The sequence below is a fragment of the Bacillus sp. M6-12 genome (assembly GCF_002860285.1).
In the GTDB taxonomy this organism is placed as follows: Bacteria; Bacillota; Bacilli; order Bacillales; family DSM-1321; genus Peribacillus.
On the sequence record NZ_PGVF01000014.1, the window covers coordinates 123,507 to 145,110 of the forward strand.

Annotated in this window: 22 protein-coding genes and 1 pseudogene; 18 read left to right on the forward strand and 5 right to left on the reverse strand. The window is 41.0% G+C overall.

Annotation, left to right across the window (positions count from 1 at the left end):
- Positions 1-26: 26 nt before the first annotated feature.
- Positions 27-1,355, forward strand: a complete 1,329-nt coding sequence (locus tag CVD28_RS15780) for a PhoH family protein (protein ID WP_101593486.1) — start codon at positions 27-29, stop codon at positions 1,353-1,355.
- A gap of 64 nt (positions 1,356-1,419) precedes the next feature.
- On the opposite strand, the gene CVD28_RS15785 is transcribed toward CVD28_RS15780, so the two are convergent.
- Positions 1,420-1,917 (reverse strand): hypothetical protein, encoded by a 498-nt coding sequence (locus CVD28_RS15785; RefSeq protein ID WP_101593488.1) that lies wholly within the window; start codon positions 1,915-1,917, stop codon positions 1,420-1,422.
- A gap of 179 nt (positions 1,918-2,096) precedes the next feature.
- Between CVD28_RS15785 and CVD28_RS15790 the strand changes: the two genes are divergently transcribed.
- Positions 2,097-2,378: a YlaN family protein gene (locus CVD28_RS15790; protein WP_101593490.1), complete on the forward strand. Its 282-nt coding sequence runs from the start codon at positions 2,097-2,099 to the stop codon at positions 2,376-2,378.
- Positions 2,379-2,708: 330 nt separating this feature from the next.
- Positions 2,709-6,149, forward strand: a complete 3,441-nt coding sequence (pyc, locus tag CVD28_RS15795) for a pyruvate carboxylase (RefSeq protein ID WP_101593493.1) — start codon at positions 2,709-2,711, stop codon at positions 6,147-6,149.
- Positions 6,150-6,521: 372 nt separating this feature from the next.
- Here pyc and CVD28_RS15800 read toward each other — a convergent pair whose 3' ends face one another.
- On the reverse strand, positions 6,522-7,508 hold the full coding sequence (locus CVD28_RS15800) for a COX15/CtaA family protein (protein WP_101593495.1): 987 nt from the start codon (positions 7,506-7,508) through the stop codon (positions 6,522-6,524).
- A 624-nt stretch (positions 7,509-8,132) separates the two neighbouring features.
- Between CVD28_RS15800 and cyoE the strand changes: the two genes are divergently transcribed.
- From cyoE to CVD28_RS29320, 11 genes and pseudogenes are all read left to right on the forward strand, one after another.
- Entirely contained in the window at positions 8,133-9,059 is a 927-nt protein-coding gene (gene cyoE, locus CVD28_RS15805) for a heme o synthase (protein WP_101593498.1), read from the forward strand.
- A gap of 218 nt (positions 9,060-9,277) precedes the next feature.
- Positions 9,278-10,363: a cytochrome c oxidase subunit II gene (gene coxB / locus CVD28_RS15810; RefSeq protein ID WP_101593501.1), complete on the forward strand. Its 1,086-nt coding sequence runs from the start codon at positions 9,278-9,280 to the stop codon at positions 10,361-10,363.
- A 34-nt stretch (positions 10,364-10,397) separates the two neighbouring features.
- On the forward strand, positions 10,398-12,269 hold the full coding sequence (ctaD, locus tag CVD28_RS15815; protein ID WP_101593504.1) for a cytochrome c oxidase subunit I: 1,872 nt from the start codon (positions 10,398-10,400) through the stop codon (positions 12,267-12,269).
- Positions 12,269-12,898 carry a cytochrome (ubi)quinol oxidase subunit III gene (locus CVD28_RS15820; protein ID WP_101593507.1) on the forward strand — a complete coding sequence of 210 codons (630 nt, stop codon included), beginning with the start codon at positions 12,269-12,271 and terminating at the stop codon, positions 12,896-12,898. Before ctaD ends, CVD28_RS15820 begins: the two co-directional genes overlap by 1 nt.
- A 4-nt stretch (positions 12,899-12,902) precedes the next feature.
- Positions 12,903-13,238 carry a cytochrome c oxidase subunit IVB gene (gene ctaF, locus CVD28_RS15825; protein ID WP_101593510.1) on the forward strand — a complete coding sequence of 112 codons (336 nt, stop codon included), beginning with the start codon at positions 12,903-12,905 and terminating at the stop codon, positions 13,236-13,238.
- 201 nt (positions 13,239-13,439) lie between these two features.
- Positions 13,440-14,342 carry a cytochrome c oxidase assembly factor CtaG gene (ctaG, locus tag CVD28_RS15830; RefSeq protein ID WP_101593513.1) on the forward strand — a complete coding sequence of 301 codons (903 nt, stop codon included), beginning with the start codon at positions 13,440-13,442 and terminating at the stop codon, positions 14,340-14,342.
- Positions 14,343-14,505: 163 nt separating this feature from the next.
- Positions 14,506-14,967 carry a DUF420 domain-containing protein gene (locus CVD28_RS15835; protein WP_101593515.1) on the forward strand — a complete coding sequence of 154 codons (462 nt, stop codon included), beginning with the start codon at positions 14,506-14,508 and terminating at the stop codon, positions 14,965-14,967.
- Positions 14,968-15,051: 84 nt separating this feature from the next.
- Positions 15,052-15,579, forward strand: a complete 528-nt coding sequence (locus CVD28_RS15840; protein ID WP_101593517.1) for a hypothetical protein — start codon at positions 15,052-15,054, stop codon at positions 15,577-15,579.
- A 227-nt stretch (positions 15,580-15,806) separates the two neighbouring features.
- Positions 15,807-15,947, forward strand: a pseudogene (locus CVD28_RS29315) (GNAT family N-acetyltransferase); the annotation flags it as partial.
- 10 nt (positions 15,948-15,957) lie between these two features.
- Positions 15,958-16,641 (forward strand): GNAT family N-acetyltransferase, encoded by a 684-nt coding sequence (locus CVD28_RS27560; protein WP_180954187.1) that lies wholly within the window; start codon positions 15,958-15,960, stop codon positions 16,639-16,641.
- Positions 16,622-16,903, forward strand: coding sequence for a hypothetical protein (locus CVD28_RS29320; RefSeq protein WP_180954188.1), 282 nt, complete (start codon positions 16,622-16,624; stop codon positions 16,901-16,903). The genes CVD28_RS27560 and CVD28_RS29320 overlap by 20 nt, the downstream gene beginning before the upstream one ends.
- On the opposite strand, the gene CVD28_RS15850 is transcribed toward CVD28_RS29320, so the two are convergent.
- Positions 16,849-17,211, reverse strand: coding sequence for a YugN family protein (locus tag CVD28_RS15850; protein ID WP_101593522.1), 363 nt, complete (start codon positions 17,209-17,211; stop codon positions 16,849-16,851). The two genes, CVD28_RS29320 and CVD28_RS15850, sit on opposite strands and share 55 nt — an antisense overlap.
- 302 nt (positions 17,212-17,513) lie before the next feature.
- On the opposite strand from CVD28_RS15850, the gene CVD28_RS15855 reads away from it, so the two are divergent.
- Positions 17,514-18,569, forward strand: coding sequence for a CAP domain-containing protein (locus CVD28_RS15855; protein WP_257985886.1), 1,056 nt, complete (start codon positions 17,514-17,516; stop codon positions 18,567-18,569).
- A gap of 634 nt (positions 18,570-19,203) precedes the next feature.
- On the opposite strand, the gene CVD28_RS15860 is transcribed toward CVD28_RS15855, so the two are convergent.
- Both CVD28_RS15860 and CVD28_RS15865 read right to left on the reverse strand, forming a co-directional pair.
- Entirely contained in the window at positions 19,204-19,578 is a 375-nt protein-coding gene (locus CVD28_RS15860) for a hypothetical protein (RefSeq protein WP_142384791.1), read from the reverse strand.
- An 18-nt stretch (positions 19,579-19,596) separates the two neighbouring features.
- On the reverse strand, positions 19,597-20,088 hold the full coding sequence (locus CVD28_RS15865) for a PaaI family thioesterase (protein ID WP_180954189.1): 492 nt from the start codon (positions 20,086-20,088) through the stop codon (positions 19,597-19,599).
- Between the two features lie 122 nt (positions 20,089-20,210).
- Between CVD28_RS15865 and ylbD the strand changes: the two genes are divergently transcribed.
- The 3 genes from ylbD (at position 20,211) to CVD28_RS15880 (ending at position 21,580) form a co-directional block, all read left to right on the forward strand.
- Entirely contained in the window at positions 20,211-20,714 is a 504-nt protein-coding gene (gene ylbD, locus CVD28_RS15870) for a spore coat protein YlbD (RefSeq protein WP_101593530.1), read from the forward strand.
- 16 nt (positions 20,715-20,730) lie between these two features.
- Entirely contained in the window at positions 20,731-20,970 is a 240-nt protein-coding gene (locus tag CVD28_RS15875; protein WP_101593532.1) for a YlbE-like family protein, read from the forward strand.
- A gap of 202 nt (positions 20,971-21,172) precedes the next feature.
- Positions 21,173-21,580 (forward strand): hypothetical protein, encoded by a 408-nt coding sequence (locus CVD28_RS15880; RefSeq protein WP_101593534.1) that lies wholly within the window; start codon positions 21,173-21,175, stop codon positions 21,578-21,580.
- The last annotated feature ends 24 nt before the right edge of the window (positions 21,581-21,604 follow it).

The window sequence follows — 21,604 nt, forward strand, 5'->3', positions numbered from 1 at the left end:
GGATATTACGGGCAGGGGGCATCGTATTGAGCAAAATCTATGTATTAGACACAAATGTATTATTGCAGGATCCGTATTCGATCTTTTCTTTTGAGGAAAACGAAGTGGTCATTCCCGCGGTGGTATTAGAAGAAGTAGATTCAAAAAAAAGGTACATGGATGAAATCGGAAGAAATGCGCGTCAAGTGTCAAAGCTAATAGACGGATTCAGAGAAAAGGGCAGACTTCACGAAAGTATCCCCCTCCACAATGGAGGCACATTGCGCATTGAATTAAACCATCGCTCGTTTCAGCAGTTACAGGAAATATTCGTTGAAAAGACAAATGATAACAGGATTTTGGCTGTGGCCAAGAACCTTTCATTAGAAGAAGATACAAAGGAAAATGGCAGGCAGGTTATTCTCGTCAGCAAAGATACCCTTGTCAGGGTAAAAGCTGATGCAATTGGCCTTTTAGCGGAAGATTTTCTTAGCGACAGAGTTGTTGAGCTAGACCATATTTATAGCGGTTTTGTGGAAGTGTATCTTGCTCAGGAGGTTCTGAATCTTTTTTATTCAGCTGGAGAGTTAAAGGTGTCAGAAGTCACTGCCAAACAATTGTACCCTAATCAATTTTTAATTATGAAAAATGCACTGGGTGGATCGGCTTCAGCTATTGCCATAGTTGATCCCTCTGGGAAAAAAGTTAAGAAATTGGTTTTTGACCATGATCATATATGGGGAATCAAGCCCCGCAATGTTCAGCAAACAATGGCTATGGAGCTTTTGTTGCGCAAAGATTTGCCACTGGTTACCCTGATAGGCAAAGCAGGGACCGGAAAAACATTGCTAGCCTTAGCATCCGGCCTGATGCAGACAGAGGATATGGGGTATTTCAAAAAACTGCTTGTAGCAAGGCCAATTGTACCGGTAGGAAAGGATATTGGGTATCTCCCAGGAGAAAAGGAAGAAAAGCTTCGCCCATGGATGCAGCCGATTTTCGATAATCTGGAATATTTATTCAACACGAAAAAACCAGGAGAACTTGACGCCATTCTGGCTGGAATGGGATCAATTGAAGTGGAAGCGCTAACGTATATTAGAGGAAGAAGCATTCCAGAACAATTTATCATTATTGATGAAGCGCAAAACCTGACAAAGCATGAAGTGAAAACGATATTAACCCGTGTCGGTGAACGGAGCAAAATTGTTTTAATGGGCGATCCGGAGCAAATCGACCATCCCTATCTGGATGAGTATAATAATGGATTAACTTATGTGGTTGAAAAATTCAAGGAACAGCAGATTGCTGGACATATTAAGCTTATCAAAGGTGAAAGGTCCGGCCTTGCGCAGCTTGCAGCAAATTTACTTTAATACAAAAGACCTGGCAGACGAAAGGAGATAATACCCTGCGTTTTCCAGGTCTTTTGTATAGCTGTTATCTTACTTTGAATTTTGAAACTCTTTTAATTGGATTTTCTGCATTGCTGCCGTCTCCAAAATAAACGTATACCGGGCCTTCTTCTTTCAGTGGCTTGCCTTCTGCGGAAAAACCCAGAACAAAATCTTCAGCCTGTTCCAGTGGAAAAGTATATTCTCCAGCGGATGTCTCAACAATCAGTTCCCTGGCGTTTTCCCTAGGAACCGAATTGTCCAAAAAGGGCTTAAAAGGGATTCCGAATGTCCCTGTCAGAATTCGTTCCTTTTCATACTTTTTTTCCGTTTTGAGAGTCGGCGGAAATACAGCGCCTTCACGGATTTCCCTATCCCAGTGTTCCGATACCGCCTTTGTATATTCTTCCAATTCATTGTTCTTCTTTTCCTCTGGCTGGAAGTATGTAGTAAGATCGACTTTTCTGTCGTCAAAGATCCATACTCCCGGGTCAAGTGTAATCGGAAAATTTACATTTCCTGTCAATAATATAATTGATTCCATCAAAATCTATCCTTCCGTTGCGAGGTTACCTTTTCAGTATAAGCACTTTATGGGTGATTGTCACAAAAAACAGTGTGAATAATGAAATTGTCCTGTCGTTCCCTTGCTTTTTTATCAAAGTAAGTATAAAATTTAAAGATAAGAATAGTAATCGCTCTGGAAGCAGGGGGGATTTAAATATGACGTCTGAAATGCTTGTCAACCATAAGGAAAGAGCATACGCTTTATTAAAAGCGGATGCTGACAAGATTTTAAAGCTGATAAAAGTACAAATGGATAATCTGACTATGCCTCAATGCCCTCTTTATGAAGAGGTTTTAGATACACAAATGTTTGGCTTATCACGTGAAATAGATTTTGCTGTCCGATTAGGTTTAGTCGAAGAGACTGTTGGAAAGGAACTTCTTGAAGCGCTTGAACACGAATTGTCAGCCTTACATGAAGCTTCAATGAAAAAATAATAAGGCTACACTTAAACTCAAACAATTTTCTTGCGGATTGTTTGAGTTTTTTTATATACTTTTTTTAATGATTATTCATTAAATTCGCTATATTAGAAAAATAGTATTAAAATATTGATAAGAGCAATTTTCAGGCGGATTGAAGACTGGTCAGGGACAAAATCGGGTACCGGTTAAAAGCTGAACGAATACATAATTTATAGAAAGTACTGGCGTTTAAAGCTTCAGCTCTGAACCTTGCAGACTAATGGCTAAATATTATATTCATCCCAAGATCTGGGGCTGATCAGGTTTCTGCTTTATATAAAAATACATAAACGAGGTGTAGGAATGGAAAGACGCATTACCAAAGTTTTGGCAGCAAACCGAGGAGAGATTGCAATCCGTGTGTTTCGCGCCTGTACAGAATTAAACATTAGAACTGTTGCAATTTATTCAAAGGAAGATTCTGGCGCTTATCACAGGTATAAAGCGGATGAAGCCTACCTGGTCGGTGAAGGAAAAAAACCGATCGATGCCTATCTGGATATCGAAGGCATTATTCAAATAGCAAAGAATAGCGGTGTGGATGCCATTCATCCGGGTTACGGATTTTTATCGGAAAACATCCATTTCGCCAGACGCTGCCAGGAAGAGGGGATCATTTTCATCGGCCCTGATACAGAGCATCTTGATATGTTCGGCGATAAGGTTAAAGCACGGGAACAGGCTGAACTGGCAAATATTCCGGTCATACCCGGAAGCAATGGCCCTGTAAAAAGTCTTGAGGATATCATCAAATTCGGTAAGGCGGAAGGTTTCCCGATTATTATCAAAGCCTCTCTTGGCGGCGGCGGGCGGGGAATGAGGATCGTCAACAAGCTTGAGGAAGTCAGAGAAGCGTATGACCGGGCTAAATCTGAAGCAAAAGCAGCTTTTGGCAATGATGAAGTTTATGTTGAAAAGCTAATTCAAAAACCGAAACATATTGAAGTCCAGATCCTGGGCGACCGCCACGGGAATATCGTCCACCTTTATGAACGGGACTGTTCTGTTCAGCGCCGTCATCAAAAGGTAGTAGAGGTTGCTCCGTCCGTTTCTATCCCAAATGAGCTGAGGGGACAGATCTGCGATGCGGCAGTAAGCCTGATGAAAAATGTTGATTATGTGAATGCAGGAACGGTTGAATTCCTGGTTGCTGACGGGGAATTTTACTTTATCGAAGTAAATCCGCGGGTACAGGTGGAACATACCATCACCGAAATGGTTACTGGAGTCGATATTGTTCAATCCCAAATTCTCATTGCAGAAGGCCATAATATTCACGGGGATATTCTTGCCATTCCTGTCCAGGAGGAGATTAAAACCCATGGATATGCAATCCAATCCCGAGTTACGACTGAAGATCCGTTAAATAATTTTATGCCTGATACAGGTAAGATTATGGCTTACCGTTCCGGCGGAGGGTTTGGTGTGCGGCTTGATGCCGGGAATGCATTTCAGGGGGCTATCATCACGCCATATTATGATTCCCTGCTAGTTAAGCTATCTACCCATGCACTTACATTTGAACAGGCTTCGTCCAAAATGATCAGAAACCTGAAGGAATTCCGGATCAGAGGGATAAAAACCAATATCCCTTTCCTTGAAAATGTTGTAAAGCACGAAAAATTTAAGACCGGACAATATGATACATCCTTTATTGATACTACACCTGAGCTTTTTGATTTCCCGCTAAGGAAGGACCGCGGGACAAAAATGCTGTCTTATATCGGAAATGTGACTGTGAATGGGTTCCCGGGGATAGAGAAAAAGAAGAAACCGGTAATTGAAAAACCGATCATCCCGGCACTTGGAAAAGAATTTACGGTTCAAAGCGGTACAAAGCAAATACTTGATCAACAAGGAGCCGATGGACTCGTAAAATGGGTAAAGGATCAGAAAGAGGTCTTGCTAACAGATACCACATTCAGGGATGCCCATCAATCATTGCTCGCAACGCGAATCCGGACAACCGATATCATGCATATTGCCGACCCGGCTGCCAAACTGCTGCCTAATCTTTTCTCCTTTGAAATGTGGGGAGGGGCAACATTTGATGTCGCATACCGCTTTCTAAAAGAAGATCCCTGGGAGAGGCTGCTGGGACTTCGCGAGAAAATTCCTAATGTAATGTTCCAAATGCTGCTCAGGGCTTCCAATGCCGTAGGCTACAAAAATTACCCTGATAATGTAATCAGAGAGTTTGTTGAAAAATCAGCCGAAGCTGGCATAGATGTATTCCGGATCTTTGACAGCCTCAACTGGGTTAAAGGTATGGAGGTGGCCATCGATTCGGTTCGTAACTCCGGTAAGATAGCAGAAGCTGCCATTTGCTATACTGGCGACATTAATGACCCGTCAAGAGCAAAATATGATATTAAATATTATAAAAATCTCGCAAAAGACTTGGAAAATCAGGGAGCTCATATTCTTGGGATCAAGGATATGGCAGGACTGCTTAAGCCGGAAGCAGCTTATCGTCTTATCAGTGAACTAAAAGAAACGGTAGCCATTCCAATTCATTTGCATACCCATGATACAAGCGGAAATGGCATATATATGTATGCTAAAGCGATTGAGGCAGGAGTTGATATAGTTGATACAGCCTTGGGCTCAATGGCCGGACTTACATCACAGCCAAGCTCGGAAACACTTTATTATGCGCTGGAGGGCAACAGCAGGCAGCCTGATGCAGACATTAACTCACTGCAAAAGCTTTCCCGTTATTGGGAGGTTGTCAGGAAGTACTATAAAGACTTTGAAAGTGGGATGATGTCTCCCCATACAGAGGTTTATGAGCATGAAATGCCGGGTGGACAGTACAGCAATCTTCAGCAGCAGGCAAAAGCAGTCGGGCTTGGAAACCGCTGGGAAGAAGTAAAAGGAATGTACCAGCGTGTTAATGCAATGTTTGGTGACATTGTAAAGGTAACACCATCTTCCAAAGTCGTCGGTGACATGGCTCTCTTTATGGTCCAAAACGATATGTCGGAAGAAGATGTGCTGAAAAGAGGAGAGACCATGGATTTTCCTGATTCAGTTATTGAACTGTTTGAAGGTCATCTGGGCCAGCCGCATGGTGGATTTCCGAAAGAACTGCAGCGTGTTATCCTGAAAGGGAAAACTCCTCTAACCGTCAGACCAGGTGAATTGCTGGATGATGTCGATTTTACAAGTTTACAGGAAAAGCTATCTAAGGAAATCGGAAGACCGGTTACAAGCTATGATGCACTCGCATACGCTCTATATCCAAAGGTTTTTCTTGAGTATGTAAAAACATCAGAGCAATTTGGCGACGTTTCTAATCTTGATACTTTGACATTCTTGTATGGTATGGAGCTTGGTGAAGAAATAGAAGTGGAGATTGAGACAGGAAAAACGCTGATTGTTAAGCTGGTTTCTCTAGGGCAGCCTCATGCCGACGGAACCAGGGTTGTATACTTCGAGCTGAATGGCCAGCCGCGTGAAGTCATCATAAAGGATGAAAGTGTTAAATCAGCGGTTGCTTCTAAGATTAAGGCTGATCTGAAAAAAGAAACACATATCGGTGCAACCATGCCGGGGACAGTTATCAAAGTATTGGTCGAAAAAGGGGATAAGGTTACCAGAGGCGACCATTTAATCATAACTGAGGCCATGAAAATGGAGACAACGGTCCAGGCGCCGTTTTCAGGTGAAATAAAAGAAATTTACATTGCAAATGGAGAAGCGATTTCAACCGGGGATTTACTAATTGAAATATCAAAATAATATAGCTTATAGGGGCTGATCCGTCAGCCCCTATTTCTATGCCTAAAATTTCAGGATATGTCCTGACCCAAACAGGGAGGGAAGTCCTCCAATCAAACTTTTATTACAGCAAACAAGCAGGAGTCTATACTGCCACCAATGCTTTGATATAAGAATCAGCAGTTTTGAATATGCTGCACAATGTTAGCGAAGCTACACGGTACAACTAAGGGATTTTCATGTAATTTAATGGATTTTTCTATCTGGCGCAGTTCCACCCCTTTTCCCCCAAAAAAAGAAGCCCAACGTGAGCTTCTAATTCGTATACATTTAATATTGCCTCCTGGATGATTAAGTCCAGCAAGTACCGATGGCTTTCCAACACAGCTTTGTTTATTGCCCTGCAGCTGTTACGGGAGGGATAAGTCTATCCTGTGGTTTAACAGCTGCTGCTTTTTCGTCAAGCGCAATTGCATTTCTTTTACTCCTGGAAGTAAGCAGCAACATATAGCTTAATACTCCAAACAGGCAGGAAATAAATAGAGCGTGGGCAAGGGCTATGTATAAATTAACCCGGGAAAAAATGATAAATGCCCCCGAAATTACCTGCAATGTTACTAGAATAAAAGAGACGATCCAGCCGCCATAGACAACTTTTTGGTGTTTATAATGCCTAACAGCGATATACGTAACATATCCGATCCAGATAAAGATCAGACCAGCCGCAGCTCTATGTCCCATTTGCACCCATTGATGCAAATTTCCAGGCATAAAAGAACTGCTATTTTCGCAAAGCGGCCAATCAAGGCAAACCAGGCTGGCGTTTAAGTGACGAACTAGCGCGCCGCTGTAAACTACTATAAAGCTATAAGAAATAATGCCTATTGTATGGTATTTCATTCTGCTGTCAATTACTACTTTTTCTGCGTCGAATTTCTTGTCTACTTCAAATATTAGAAGGGTAAGCAGCAAAACTGCCGCAAAGGATACGAGAGAGACGCCAAAGTGAACGGCGAGAACAAATTTTGATTGGCCCCACATAACAGCTGCCGCACCGATTAATCCCTGGAGCAGCAAGAAGAAAAATGAAAGAACTGACAGGAACTTTGTTTCGCGGATGTGCCCGATTGTCTTCCAGCTCCAAACGGACAAGATTAATACCATGAATCCGACACCTCCGGAAACCAGCCGGTGGGCTAACTCAATAATCATTTCCGGGGTAATTTCTTCAGGCAGGGGAACAAGCTTTCCGTTGCAAAGGGGCCAGGAGTTTCCGCAGCCCATTCCAGACTCGGTCTTCGTAACAAGCGCGCCCCCAAGTAAAATGAGAAGCATGCCAATACTTGTAAATACTGCAAACCATTTCAATGCCCGTTGCACGTATATGCCACCTACTTTAAAATTAATAGTTCAATTGCTTGTAACAATTTAATTTTTAGAGAGAATAAAAAGAAAGAGTAATGCTATATTTCTTTTTATTTATCATATAAAAATTCTTTTGTAAATGAATGGTTTCATTTTATTTATAGGCACTTTCTCGATATTACACAAATATCAGCGAATTTACAAGTTCCTAGAATAAATTAAGAAAAGTAAAAAAGCTTAGTCTTCGTATAAAAGTATGTTAAAATGCTCAAGGGATATCCGAGAAGAACATTTTCCCGTTTTATTAACTTGGTTTTTGAGCAGCTTTAAGGCGGGCCGCACCCTGGTTCTGAACCGGATGATAAAAACTACCTGTTTGGTTATGTCACCAATTGGTCAAAAATAATACAAAAAAATTTCACAAAAGGATAAGAAAATATGATTTAATATATTGAGAAAGCTAAAATATTATTTTTCTGGTATAAAAACATTATTCTCACCTTAAAAACTATATTATATAAAATTTGAAGAACCCAAGCTTAAGTTGATACAAATATAGAAAAGTATGAAATAATGTTTTATTATTGGTATAATGTGCGTTTTTTGAACATTTATTCATATTTTTTAAGGGGGAGAAACATGTCTGAACCAAGAGCATATGCAGATGCCGCTATTCAAGAAAGCGGGCCTGCAATGCATGAAACCACTGCCTTTAAAGACTTTTTGGCACTCATTAAGATCGGCATTGTCCATTCAAATATGATCACTACCTTTACTGGTCTGTGGCTTGCACTGCACTTTACCGGTACTCATTTCTTTGAGAGTCTTGATACAATGTTCTTTACATTGGCAGGATCTGCCCTTATAGTTGCCGGCTCATGCAGCCTGAATAACTATTACGACAGCGATATTGACCACTTAATGGAGAGAACCAAGAACAGGCCAACCGTAACGGGCAAAGCGAATTTGGGCAGAGTTTTAACATTAAGCATGATATTTATTGCTTTTGGTACTATCTTTCTTGCGCTCACCACTCTGACGGCCGCGGCCATCGGACTGGCTGGTGTGTTTTCTTATGTAGTCCTTTATACAATGATAGCTAAGCGCCGTTTTGTATCAAATACAATTGTAGGGAGCATCTCGGGCGCCGTTCCGCCGCTTATTGGGTGGGCAGCGGTTGATCCGAGCCTTGACATAATGGCGTGGATTTTGTTTCTGGTAATGTTTATCTGGCAGCCGCCGCATTTCTATGCTATTGCCATGAAACGCTGTGAGGAGTATCGCGCAGCTGGCATACCAATGCTGCCGGTTGTAAAAGGCTTCAAGCGCACAAAAGTTTCAATGACAATGTGGGTGCTGCTCTTGCTGCCGCTGCCTTATTTCATGACTTCGCTCGGAATGCCGCTTGTCATTCTTGCTACTATTCTTAATATCGGCTGGCTTATTTTGGGAATCAGTGGGTATAAGATGAAGGATGATCTAAAGTGGGCTAAACTGATGTTTGTGTATTCATTAAACTATATGACTATTTTATATGTGGCAATGGTGATAGTAACCTTTATTTGAAGCCAGCTTTAGTACCAATAGTAGCTGCCGGCACCGGAAATGCAGCTTAGCCTGAATTCCAGTGCCGGCGAATACATATACTCCGGCCGAGCTCCGGAAAAAAGAATAACCATAGGGAATTCTTTCTTTTTTTAAGAAATTCATTATATAGAGAGAATTATCAAAACAGTTTTTTTAAAGACTGGGAGAAATTTTACGAAAGAGGGGTTTTACAAGCTATGAAAAATAGGCTGCACAAATGGCGTCTTTTATCATTATTTACAATGATAGCGCTTATACTGTCAGGCTGTGGAAAGCCATTTTTATCTACGCTTACGCCTGCGGGAGAAGTAGCGCAGACTCAGTATGACCTGATGGTGCTAAGTACTGCAATTATGGTACTGGTTATTCTGGTTGTTACAGTGATGTTCATTTACGTTATTTTCCGTTTCCGCCGAAAAAAGGGCGATGAAAACAAAATTCCAAAGCAAGTGGAAGGAAGCCACAAGCTAGAAATCATCTGGACTGTCATTCCTATCCTGCTGCTGATTGTTCTTACTGTTCCTACGGTAGCTTACACTTTCTCGCTTGCGGATGTGTCACCGATGGAAAAGAAGGACAAAGAAGGAAAAACGAAAGATGCTCTTGTTATTAATGTCCGTGCCAGCCTTTATTGGTGGGAATTTGAATATCCTGACGAAGGGGTAATAACAAGCCAGGAATTAGTAGTTCCTACTGACCAGAGGGTTTACTTCAATCTGAAAGCTTCGGATGTAAAACATTCATTCTGGATTCCAGCTGTCGGTGGAAAGATGGATACTAATACTGAAGGTGAAAATCAGTTCTATCTCGAATTTGATGGTGAAAGTTCAGAAAAGGTTAAGAACCAGTTTTACGGAAAATGTGCGGAGCTGTGCGGGCCGTCACATGCTTTGATGGATTTCAAAGTCCAAACTAAGTCACCCGAAGAATTTGATCAGTGGATTAAGGACATGAAATCTGCAAAGGCGCCTAAAGCTGAAGATGGTCTTGCCAAACAAGGTGAAGAAGTTTTCAACAAGAGCTGTATCGGCTGCCATGCCGTTACGCCTAACGACAGCAGACCAGAACAGGCTCGCAGGGCACCAAACCTTTCAAGCTTTGGTGAACGCTCGAAAATCGCAGGTGTGCTGGAGCATAATGAAGAAGATTTGAAAAAATGGCTGGAAGATCCTGAGAAATATAAGCCAGGTAACACGATGACTGGTACTTATGGCGATCTTTCATCTGAGCAGCTTGATGCATTATCAGCTTATTTAATGGGTCTTAAAATTGAAGATAAATAAAGAGATTAACTGATTCACAAAGGGAGGTAAAATTGTGAGTACGTACGCCCAGAAAAAGGGGATTGGCGCTACGATTTGGGATTACCTGACTACGGTAGACCATAAAAAAATCGCCATCTTATATATGATAGCAGGCGGACTATTCTTTGTTGTCGGCGGCCTGGAAGCAATGTTTATCCGTATCCAGCTGGCTGTTCCGGACAATGATTTTGTCAGTGCCGGGCTATATAATGAATTAATAACTATGCATGGTACCACCATGATATTCCTTGCAGCGATGCCGTTGTTAATCGGTTTTATGAATGCGGTCATGCCGCTGCAAATAGGGGCGCGTGACGTTGCGTTTCCTTTTCTGAATGCATTAGGTTTTTGGCTATTCTTCTTCGGAGGGGTATTCTTAAATCTTTCATGGTTCTTAGGAGGGGCTCCGGATGCGGGCTGGACATCCTATGCGTCATTATCTATGGCTTCCCCGGGCCATGGTGTAGACTTCTATATATTAGGGCTTCAAATCTCGGGTGCTGGAACGTTAATCGGTGGGATTAACTTTCTGGTAACGATCATTAACATGCGTGCGCCTGGAATGACTTTCATGCGTATGCCGTTGTTCACATGGTCTACTTTTGTTGCTTCAGCACTAATTCTTTTTGCATTCCCGCCACTAACAGTCGGTTTATTTTTAATGCTGTTTGACCGTATGTTCGGTGCGAATTTCTTTGATGTTGCGGCTGGAGGAAACACGATTATTTGGGAGCATTTATTCTGGATCTTCGGACACCCGGAAGTATATATCCTTGTATTACCGGCGTTTGGTATTTTTTCTGAAATCTTTGCTACTTTCTCAAGAAAAAGATTGTTCGGTTATTCATCCATGGTCTTTGCAACCGTCCTTATCGGTTTCTTAGGATTCATGGTATGGGCGCACCATATGTTCACTGTTGGTTTAGGCCCGATTGCTAATGCTATTTTTGCGGTTGCTACCATGGCGATTGCTGTTCCAACTGGAATCAAGATTTTTAACTGGCTAATGACGATGTGGGGAGGAAGCATCCGTTTTACCACTCCGATGCTTTACGCTGTTGCGTTTATTCCTTCATTTGTTGCCGGTGGTGTAACAGGTATTATGAATGCTGCTGCGCCTGCTGATTACCAGTTCCATGACAGTTATTTCGTAGTGGCTCATTTTCACTATGTTATAGTTGGCGGTGTTGTGCTGGGTATTTTAGCGGGAACTCATTTCTACTGGCCAAAAATGTTTGGAACAATGTTAAATGAATTACTTGGGAAGATCACTTTCTGGTTATTCTTGATCGGTTTCCATTTAACCTTCTTTATCCAGCATTTCCTTGGATTGATGGGTATGCCTCGCCGTGTATTCACATTTATGGCAGGCCAGGGTCTGGAAACAGGGAATCTTGTAAGTACTATCGGTGCTTTCTTCATGGCTGTTGCAGTAATTATTTTATTGCTTAACGTGATACTTACTTCTGTAAAGAATGTAAAGGTTGGCAATGATCCTTGGGGTGACGGCCGTACGCTTGAGTGGGCTATCGCTTCACCACCGCCTTTTTATAACTTTAAACAGCTTCCGCTTGTACGTGGACTAGATCCTTACTGGCTTGAAAAAATGGAAGGAAAGAAAGGCATGCTGCCTGCAGAACCAATCGGCGACATCCATATGCCTAACAATTCGTTCATTCCTTTCGTACTTTCCATGGGTATGTTCATTGCTGCCTTTGGTGCTATGTACCATGTTGATGATAAACCGTGGGCAATCCCAGTACTTATTCTTGGTTTGCTTATTGTTTTCGGTTCCATGTTCATTCGTTCGATTAAAGATGACCTGGGCTACCATGTTCATAAAGAAGACCTTCTGAATGAAGATGACAAGGAGGTTAAGGCATAATGGCTGCAGAACAAAAATATACTGAAGCAACTTGGCCTTCTTCACCGGAAAAGGCGACCCTTGAAGGGAAGAATAAATTCCTTGGTTTCTGGCTTTTCCTTGGCGGGGAAACGGTTCTATTTGCTTCCCTTTTTGCAACGTATCTTGCATTAAAGGATAAGGTTCCAAGTGCAGATCATGCATTGGCTAAGGATCTATTTGAAATACCGCTTACTTTAATGGCAACGATGCTCCTTTTGACAAGCTCATTGACTAGCGTATACGCTATGTATCATATGAAAAACTTTGATTTCAAAAGAATGCAGGCTTGGCTGCTCGTTACAGTACTGCTTGGCGCTGGTTTCTTGGGACTTGAAATTTACGAATTCAACCACTATGTACATGAATTCCATCATACTTTCACAAGCAGTGCTTTCGGGTCAGCGTTCTATACGCTTGTAGGGTTCCACGGTGGCCACGTTGCTGTTGGTCTCAGCTGGATTCTTACACTTATGATACGGAATGCAAAACGCGGATTGACTCTGTACAATGCGCCAAAGTTTTATACTGCCAGCCTATACTGGCATTTTATTGACGTAGTATGGGTATTTATCTTTACAGTCGTATACTTAATGGGAATGGTGGGATAATTTGATGGAGAATAGTCAAACAAATTCAGCTAACCCAAGAATGGATCTTAATTACCGTCGCAAGAAGAATGCTGAAGATATGAAATTCCAGGTTATCGCATTTGCACTGACAATTTTCTTAACGTTAGTAGCATTTGTTGCGGTTGGATATGATGGGTTCTCACATTGGTTTATCGTTCCCTTTATCCTGCTACTTGCGGTCGTTCAAGTAGGTTTTCAGCTTTATTATTTCATGCATATGAGCCATAAGGGTCATGAAGCTGTTGCATTTTTCCTGTATTCAGGTTCCTTAGTGGGAGCAATTACAATTTTAACTTTTGTTACAATTGTTTGGTTGTAATCTGAATAGAGTTTTCAACCTGAAAGATATAATAAAAAAGACCTTGTCAATCCCTAGTTGGCAAGGTCTTTTCTATTATTGAGGCTTCACAGTTGAGATATTACATATTTTTCCGCATAATTCGAATGATAATCGGTTGTTCCCTCATTTCTTGATAGGGTATAATATTAGTAGTATGCAGAAAGCTTGAGGTGCATTTTTATGTCTTTAGATATATTTGGTTTTCGGGCAATGTGGAGCCCTTATTTTTTTGTAGCGTTACTTGTCATTTCTACTATTTTCTTTTTGATCACAACTAAATTTCGTTTGAAATTTAAGAATAGTGAACCTATAACAACAAAGCAAACCGTTTTATTTATTGTATCGATGGTCTTGCTATATGCAGTAAAAGGATCTCCGCTGGACTTGCTAGGACATATTATGTTCAGCGCGCATATGACGCAGATGGCAGTCCTTTACCTGGCTATCCCACCATTGCTGATCTTGGGCATTCCCGAATGGCTGTGGAGAAGCTTTTTAAATGTTAAGGCAATTGGAAAAATATTTTCATTCTTTACAATTCCGCTGATTTCGCTAATCCTATTTAATGGTTTATTTTCTTTTTACCATATTCCGCTGATTTTCGATTTTATTAAAACAGATATGATTTTTCATGCTATTTACACGAGTGTTCTATTCATTACAGTTATTTTCATGTGGTGGCCGCTTGTTAACCAGCTGCCTGAACAAGAAACTCTTTCAGGTGTAAAAAAGGTAGGCTATATTTTTGGTAACGGTATTCTGCTGACTCCTGCTTGTGCGTTAATCATTTTCGCCGACACTCCTATGTACAGCACTTTCTCTGATCCAAATGCGTGGGCCCAGGCAATGGAGTTGTGTGTTCCTTCTTCATCCCTGAGCGGACTTACGTTAAGCGGACCTGAAATGTTTAACGGGTTGCCGCTTCTTGAAGATCAGCAGCTTGGCGGAATTTTGATGAAAGTCATCCAGGAAATTGTTTATGGCACGGTGCTTGGTTATATCTTTTTTGCTTGGTTCAGAAAGGAAAATGCAGAAGCAGATAAAGTGGATGAGACCATGGCTAAGTTCCAAACTGTTGAATAATCTTTAAATGTTTATTCCTCTTTCCGTTTAGGAAAGGGGATTCCTTTTTGGTTGGGAAAAAGTGATCATTGTGTTAAGGAATGAATGATATCATTGAATTTTATAGAACTGTTTATTAAAATGAATGAGTGCGAATTTAAATAGAGAGGGCGTTTAAGAATTTATGTCTTTACCGATTTTGCCTACAATAAGTACTTCCTTCATTGTCCTGAGCGCTATTACTGTAGCGATAGGCTGGATTCAAATTAAGCAGCGAAAGATTGAATCCCATAAGAAAACGATGTTTTGGGCTGCTGTCTTTGCCGTCATATTTTTTATCATTTATGCCACACGAACCATTTTTATTGGGAATACCGCGTTTGGCGGACCTGAGGATATAAAGGTTTACTATACCATTTTCCTGATATTTCATATTTCCCTTGCAACTACCGGAGCTGTATTCGGAATTTTTTCACTGTGGACCGGATATAAAAATAATCTGGGAAGACACAGGAAATTAGGGCCGATTACAAGTGTAATCTGGTTTTTTACCGCCATTACAGGGGTAGCCGTTTATTTACTGCTTTATGTTTTTTACGAGGGCGGCGAAACCACCTCTGTTATTAAAGCGATTCTCGGTTTATAAACCCATATTGATGCATGAAAGCATGACGCCACAGAATAGAATATACTGTGGCGTCTTTTATTATGGTCAAATAGGGGCGATATATTGAAAGATTATAAGACGGAGAGGGTCGTTATTCTTACTTGTTCTCTTGATATGGGAAAATCCATACTTCTTTACAGAAATGAGTTACTTCGCCGTTCTCCCATTGAAATTCCTGAAAAATGGCCTTCTTACTCGTTTAGAGGGATTTTGCCCTTTTATCTAGAACAAATAGAAGGGGAAAATGGAACATTAAAGTTATGGATTGTCGCTGACCTTTCAGGAAAAAGAATGGTAGCTGATCTGATGATGGATGAAATAAGCAGCCAGCCAGGTCAAGGTTATTTTGAAATTAAATTTATTGATAGAGAAGCGGAATCAGCATTTTTAAAGGAATGTGTGCTTTTATTTCTGCAATATATTGTAGTTCAGTATCCAAAGAGATTGAAGGCATTGTTTACTCTTAGCATGGCTAATGAAAGCTATAGAAATTCGCTATTGAAGGATTGCGGTTTCCAGCTTTATGAGGATGATGGCCTTTTTTTGACATGGAAACTGGATATACCGGATAAGGAGAATAATAATGAATAAGATTGAAAGGATTGCCAGGGAGGAGTTTCAGGAGGCGCTGCGACTGTCGATGTATTTCCTTTCAGTATCCAATTGATGAAGACCAACTCACTTCCCGGTATGCGGATTATTAGGAGCAATGCACTTTTGGAATATACAAAGAAGAGCAGCTGGCAGTCAAGCTGCATATTATTGCGCATGAGATCTTTCTTGGTTCAAGAAAGTTACCGATGTAAGGGGTCGCTGCTGTTGCTTCCTGCTCTGAATTTCGCAGGGATGGCCCGGTCAAGCGGCTGTTTACACATGCCTTGGAACATATGAAGGAAAATGGCCAAAGTACCTCTTTTCTCCACCCTTTTAAAATTTCGTTTTATCGGAAGTTTGGCTGAGAGGTATTTAGTGAACAAAAAAATAACCGTGCTGCGGAAAGATTTACATATGCTGCCTTCCGGAAGCGGATATGTGCGAAGAATTAATACTACTAGCACTGCGCTGTTGAATGATATATATGAAAAGTTTGCAGTGAATTATGGAGGAATGCTGAAGAGAACAGAAAAATGGTGGAAAAGGTATGTGATTGGTAATCAAACTGCCACAGTTTATTTTACTCAATCTGGAGAAGCAAAAGGTTATATGTTATACACGATGAAGAACAAGCTATTGGATGTGGATGAGATTATTAGTTTGGATCCAGAGGCGGTACGGGGGTTATGTAATTTTATTTGCCAGCATGATCCCATGTCTGAAAAGGTGGAAATCATGATTTCGGTTAATGATTGCTTTCCATTTTTTCTGGACAATCCTCATTTGCAAATAGAGTTGAAGCCATATTTTATGGCTCGAATTGTGGTTGTGGAATCATTCGTTTCTGAATACCCATTTATCGAGACGCCAATGAGAACTTTTCTCCATTTAACGGATGAATATGCCCCGTGGAATAATGGCATATACTTGTTTCATAATGGGAAAATCACTGCATTTAAAAAGAAACGGCTGGGACCCCTTGTCTTCATGAACCGATACGGGGAATTCATCTTTCTATTCAGAGCTAACCTGCCTGCTGATGGGCGCACAATCCGCTAAAACGCTGGCTGCCTGGGGGAAAATCAGCGGTACACCAGAAAAGGCAGTGGCATGGGATCAAGCAATTCCGGAATACAATCCTTTTTTCAGTGACTTTTTTAACTATAAAAAACGGCTCCTTCTGACGGGAGCCGAATGGCGTATTAAAAATAATAGATTGCTGGGTTTAACGCTTAAATGCTGCGCTGAAGTTATTAAACAATTCGATTACACGCCTGCGAATTGGTCTAGTTCAGCTTTCACCGCAGCCAGAATTTCCTGACTCTGCTTTACCAAGGAAGAAGGGAAGTTTTCGCCATCACCATATTCCACGCCGTGTGGATAGTAGTGCTTGCCAAGAAGCGGTGTTTTAAGCTGGATAATTGCTTTATGGGCACCAACATCTCCCTCAGTTGCAAACCCTTGCACACGAAGGTAGTAAACGCCTTCTTTTAACTCGAATTTACGGTCATAATTAACCCTTTCGTAATCCCACTGCTCGGCACGAACTAAGCCATGGTCATGCATTACTTCATCCAGTCGGTTTAAATCTGCTGTAATTTTCTCAAGTCCAACGCTTTCAAATTTCACTTGCTTGCCCTCCTAATTTTGCGATAAGAATGGAAAATGATCCATCCTAGGAGATGTAATATGTATAAAAACGTTTTTTCTCCTATAGATGTTTAATATATACAAATTTCCCTCATATTTTATAATAGTACGAAACTTTGCAACTTGCAATTAGTACCTTTTTGATAATGAATGTTTCACAAAAAGTCCACTTCTTTGGATAAGTTATGATTTATATTAATGAAGGGACAACAATGCTATAATTATTCTATACTTCAAATGTGGGAGTTTAAGAGAAAGGAGGTATTACGCAACTGAAATCCTTGGTAAAGATACTGCTAATCGCGGCTGTCGTATTTGTAATTGGCATTTATTTTAATATTGGCGACAGCGATAAGGAAAATACCGTACTTGTTGGAAAAAACAATGCTTCACTACAGAAGCCGGGCGAGGAACTTCCAATGAAAAGTGCTTCTGCTGACAATAACCCAGTAAAGGTTTCGGAAGGACTTGGGCTCAGCATCGGGAAGAGTTCCTCACAGATATTAAAAACGTACGGTAAGCCAACCAGAGTGGATGTGTCTTCCTACGGATATGAGTGGTGGATTTACGGAGCGGAAGAAAGCTCTTATATGCAGATAGCTGTCAAAAATGGAAAGGCAGTTTCAGCCTATGCGATAGGCAGCAAGGTGAATGTCAGCCCTTTTAAAATTGGGCAGCCCATTGAGGAAATATACAAAAACATCGAAATTGAGACTTTTATTGATATTGAAACAAATGAGAGCTCATACCGTTTCGAGCTTTCCGAAGCGGATATGAATATGAGACCGCTTATTAAAATAGGCAATGTGTTCGCGCAATTATATTTTGATAAATTTACTGGGACTGTTTCCAGTGTACGCTTCTTAAATAAAGAGACGCTAATTGAACAGCAGCCGTATGAATTAACATACAGGGGACAGCTGCCAAAAGAAGCTGAACTGACTGAAGAGCAGTGGGTCCAGGTTGAGGCTGGCAACAGGCAGCAGATCTTCGATATTACTAACATTATGCGAAAACGGTTCGATCTAAGTGCGCTTAAATGGGACGAGCCGGTTTCAGAAGTTGCTTTTATGCACAGCAGTGATATGTATAAGGGAAAATATTTTTCTCATACTTCCCCAACGAAAGGGGATCTTGGAAATCGGCTAAAGGATGCCAATATTACATACATGGTTGCAGGGGAAAATATAGCAGCCCACTATGTCGATGCCATCGCTGCCATGGAAGGTTGGCTTAATAGCAAGGGTCACCGTGAAGCGCTATTAAATGAAGAATTCACGCATTTAGGTGTAGGTGTATATAAAAAATACTATACACAGAATTTTATCGCGAAATAGATAGCTGTATAAACAATCGTGATTTTATACTCAACCCATGCAAGGAAATAAGAATAAGTAGTTACCAATTGCTAACACAATAAATGCGGTGAGAGCGAAAACTAAACGAATGTTTTACATGTAATTTCAATGAGTTTTTCTTATACCGTCAATCGGTGCAGCTCTGCCTTCCCAGCAGAAAACAGGAGATCCGCTTTTGCAAAAACCGCGGATCTCCTGTTTTTTATTGCCTTAAGCAGAAACGGATGCAAAAGCTATTACTCAATAAACAAGCAAAACCAAAAATATATGCTGGTTTTAATTCAAGGGAAAGGCTCCGTCACTTAATAAATACCAGGTTGCCCTATTTTAAGGTGCTTCTAGACAAGCAAGTATATTGGTTTTTTATTTAGGCTATGTTAAAGCTCATTGTTGATTGGCCACAATGATGATCGGAGCAGAATGCGCGAGACTCCTCGAAGATGCTTGGCATTTCCTTCGTCCGGTGTCCTTTCAAGGAAGCCAATTCAATATCCTGCCGGGAATAACGGGTCAAGGGAGACCCCTCAGTCGCAAAGCGCCCTGGAGGCTCAAAAACCGCCCGCGGTAAGCGAGCTGCATGTAGTGGGAAATCAGTAGTCTAGTTTAACTATAATTATTGCCAACCATCTTCATGCTGTATCCGGTTTACGAGAAACCTGCTGTTCTCCCATGTGCCAAAAGCCATTATTCGTTGCTGTTCATGAAATGGGAGCTGGGGCACCTTTTGTTTTGCAGGTTCTTTTTTTATCAAATGGATGTTTCCGCTTTTCGTCCGTAAGATAATATGCTGATTGTAGATATAACGGTGATAATAATACTTTTCCTTTTCCGAAGTAATACTGACAATTTCTCCTGAAACAGCGGCTTCCTCACGTATATTTCCTACAGCATGCCACTTAGCTTCCTGCTCGCGCATTTCTTTTTTTGTTATGTAATAAAAATAAAGACAAATGATTGGAATAACAATGGCTGTAACCATTGGTTTCACCCTTTCATATCCCGGACATTAAGACTGAGGTCTAGGAATTATAAAAAAGTTCCCTGTTGAGTGTGCGCAAAGTGTCCCGTCCTCCGAGTACACTTTTCCTTCAAGCACCATCGTTTTTTTACCCTTGTGCAAAATGGTTCCTTCACATGTCAATTTGCCGCCTTTTGCCGCTCTTAAATAGCGGACAGAAATATCCGTGGTCACGGCTGCATTACCCTCTGGTGCTACTGTGACATTTGCAAGTGTGCCTATTGCTGTATCAATTAGTGTTGCAATCACCCCGCCATGGGTTATCCCAATTGAATTAAGGACAATGGGTGAGATCGGCATTGTCATTGTTATTGTATTGTCCTTAATTTCCCTCTCAAAATGATAAAGCCGGTTTACGTATGGGCTCTTCGCGTTGTCTTCGGACTTCAGCCCTTCAAAAATGGCGGTAAGCACTTCAAGATCCTTCTTTGTTGCATTCTCGATAAGTTCTTTGAATCTTTTTGTCACATATTCTTTCACTTTTAAATACCTCCTGACTATCTCTATTATAGATATTCTCTTTTCCCTCGTACAGTGTGGAACATTTTTTCTTTGTCTGCATACTGTGTGAATAGGCAAACACTGAGGATGGAGGTGCAGCCATGTCTGACAAAAAACAATCTGTTATTGAATTTAAGGCGTTTATTAAAAGGAATCCTGAGCTGATTTCGCTCGTAAGACAGGGAAATTATACGTGGCAAAGTTTATTTGAAGAATGGTATCTGCGCGGGGACAATGATGAGCTATGGAAGGATATCATTACAGCCGATGATAAATTAATTGAACAAGGTAAGCAAGCTAAAAGGGAAAATGTAAGGAAAAGTACGAAGACGTATAAACATTCAAATCAGTCCAGCGATAAGAAGGAAAAACTCTCTATGAAAAAAGAAAAGAAGGAAGAGGAAAGCAAATCCGATTTAGTTGCATCGCTTTTTCAGGTATTGAAGAATATGGATATGAATCAGGTTCAGCAGCATATATCGAGCCTTAATCAAGCACTTGGAGCTATACAGGGAGTTATTTCGCAATTTCAGGAAAACAATGACGATGCTAACAAAAAAGCTCCAGAACGGAAGGAAAACCCTTTTGTCATTAGAAAAGACTAACTTAAGGGGGCACTCAATGAGACAGGATGTACTTAAATTAATTGAAGAAAACGAAGACATGCAAAAATTTTTGCGGATAAATCCGTTTTGGTACCGGACACTGTCCAGAAAGCCACACCTGATCAGCAAAATGGAAACTGAAGCAAAGTATTATTTTGAAAAATCGATTCCACATCGAGTTTCGAAGTTTTCGGAAGGAGTTCAGATGGCCTCCATGATGGTTCATATGTTTCAGGCAATGAATTCCCAGCAATGAAATAACCATGTCTACCTTTGGTATTTAGCAAAAAACGGCTGCGGCAGCAAGGCAATATTTTTTCCAATGATTTATATAGTTTACCTGCATTCTCTTTTAAACCACCGCTGTTTTTTTGTTCTGCCAGCCCCTCTTCTGAAAATAATTGGGAGATTACTTTAGTGTCTTCAGGTAAAGAATAATCCCAAAGGAGGAGCTGTCGATGAAAAAATATTTAATATTTTATATATTGCTGCTTTCAATCGCGGGTTGCGGAAGGCAGATTCCCGAACCGGAAAATCTGATTGAAAAAATGGCAATCGTGCCTTCCGCCCCGAAAGCAGAGGCCAGCCATGTCGGCGAATCTGGAAAGTTTACCGTCCGGCACTTTGTGAGAGGGAAGGATGTTTTTGTAGAATGTATCATCAGAGATTTCTCCTTTACCGGTCAAGGTGAGCAGCAGTCAGGCAAGCTGATTTTATCTGTTGACGGGAAAAGGAAGGATGAAATCCAGACGGCTGCATTTATTATCAAAGATGTAAATAAAGGCCAGCATACGATTAAACTTGAACTGGTAGATGAACAAAACCGGCCCTATTCAATTGAACAGGAATTTCAAATACATATTTAGACAAGCCCAGAAGGGTCCGTTCAG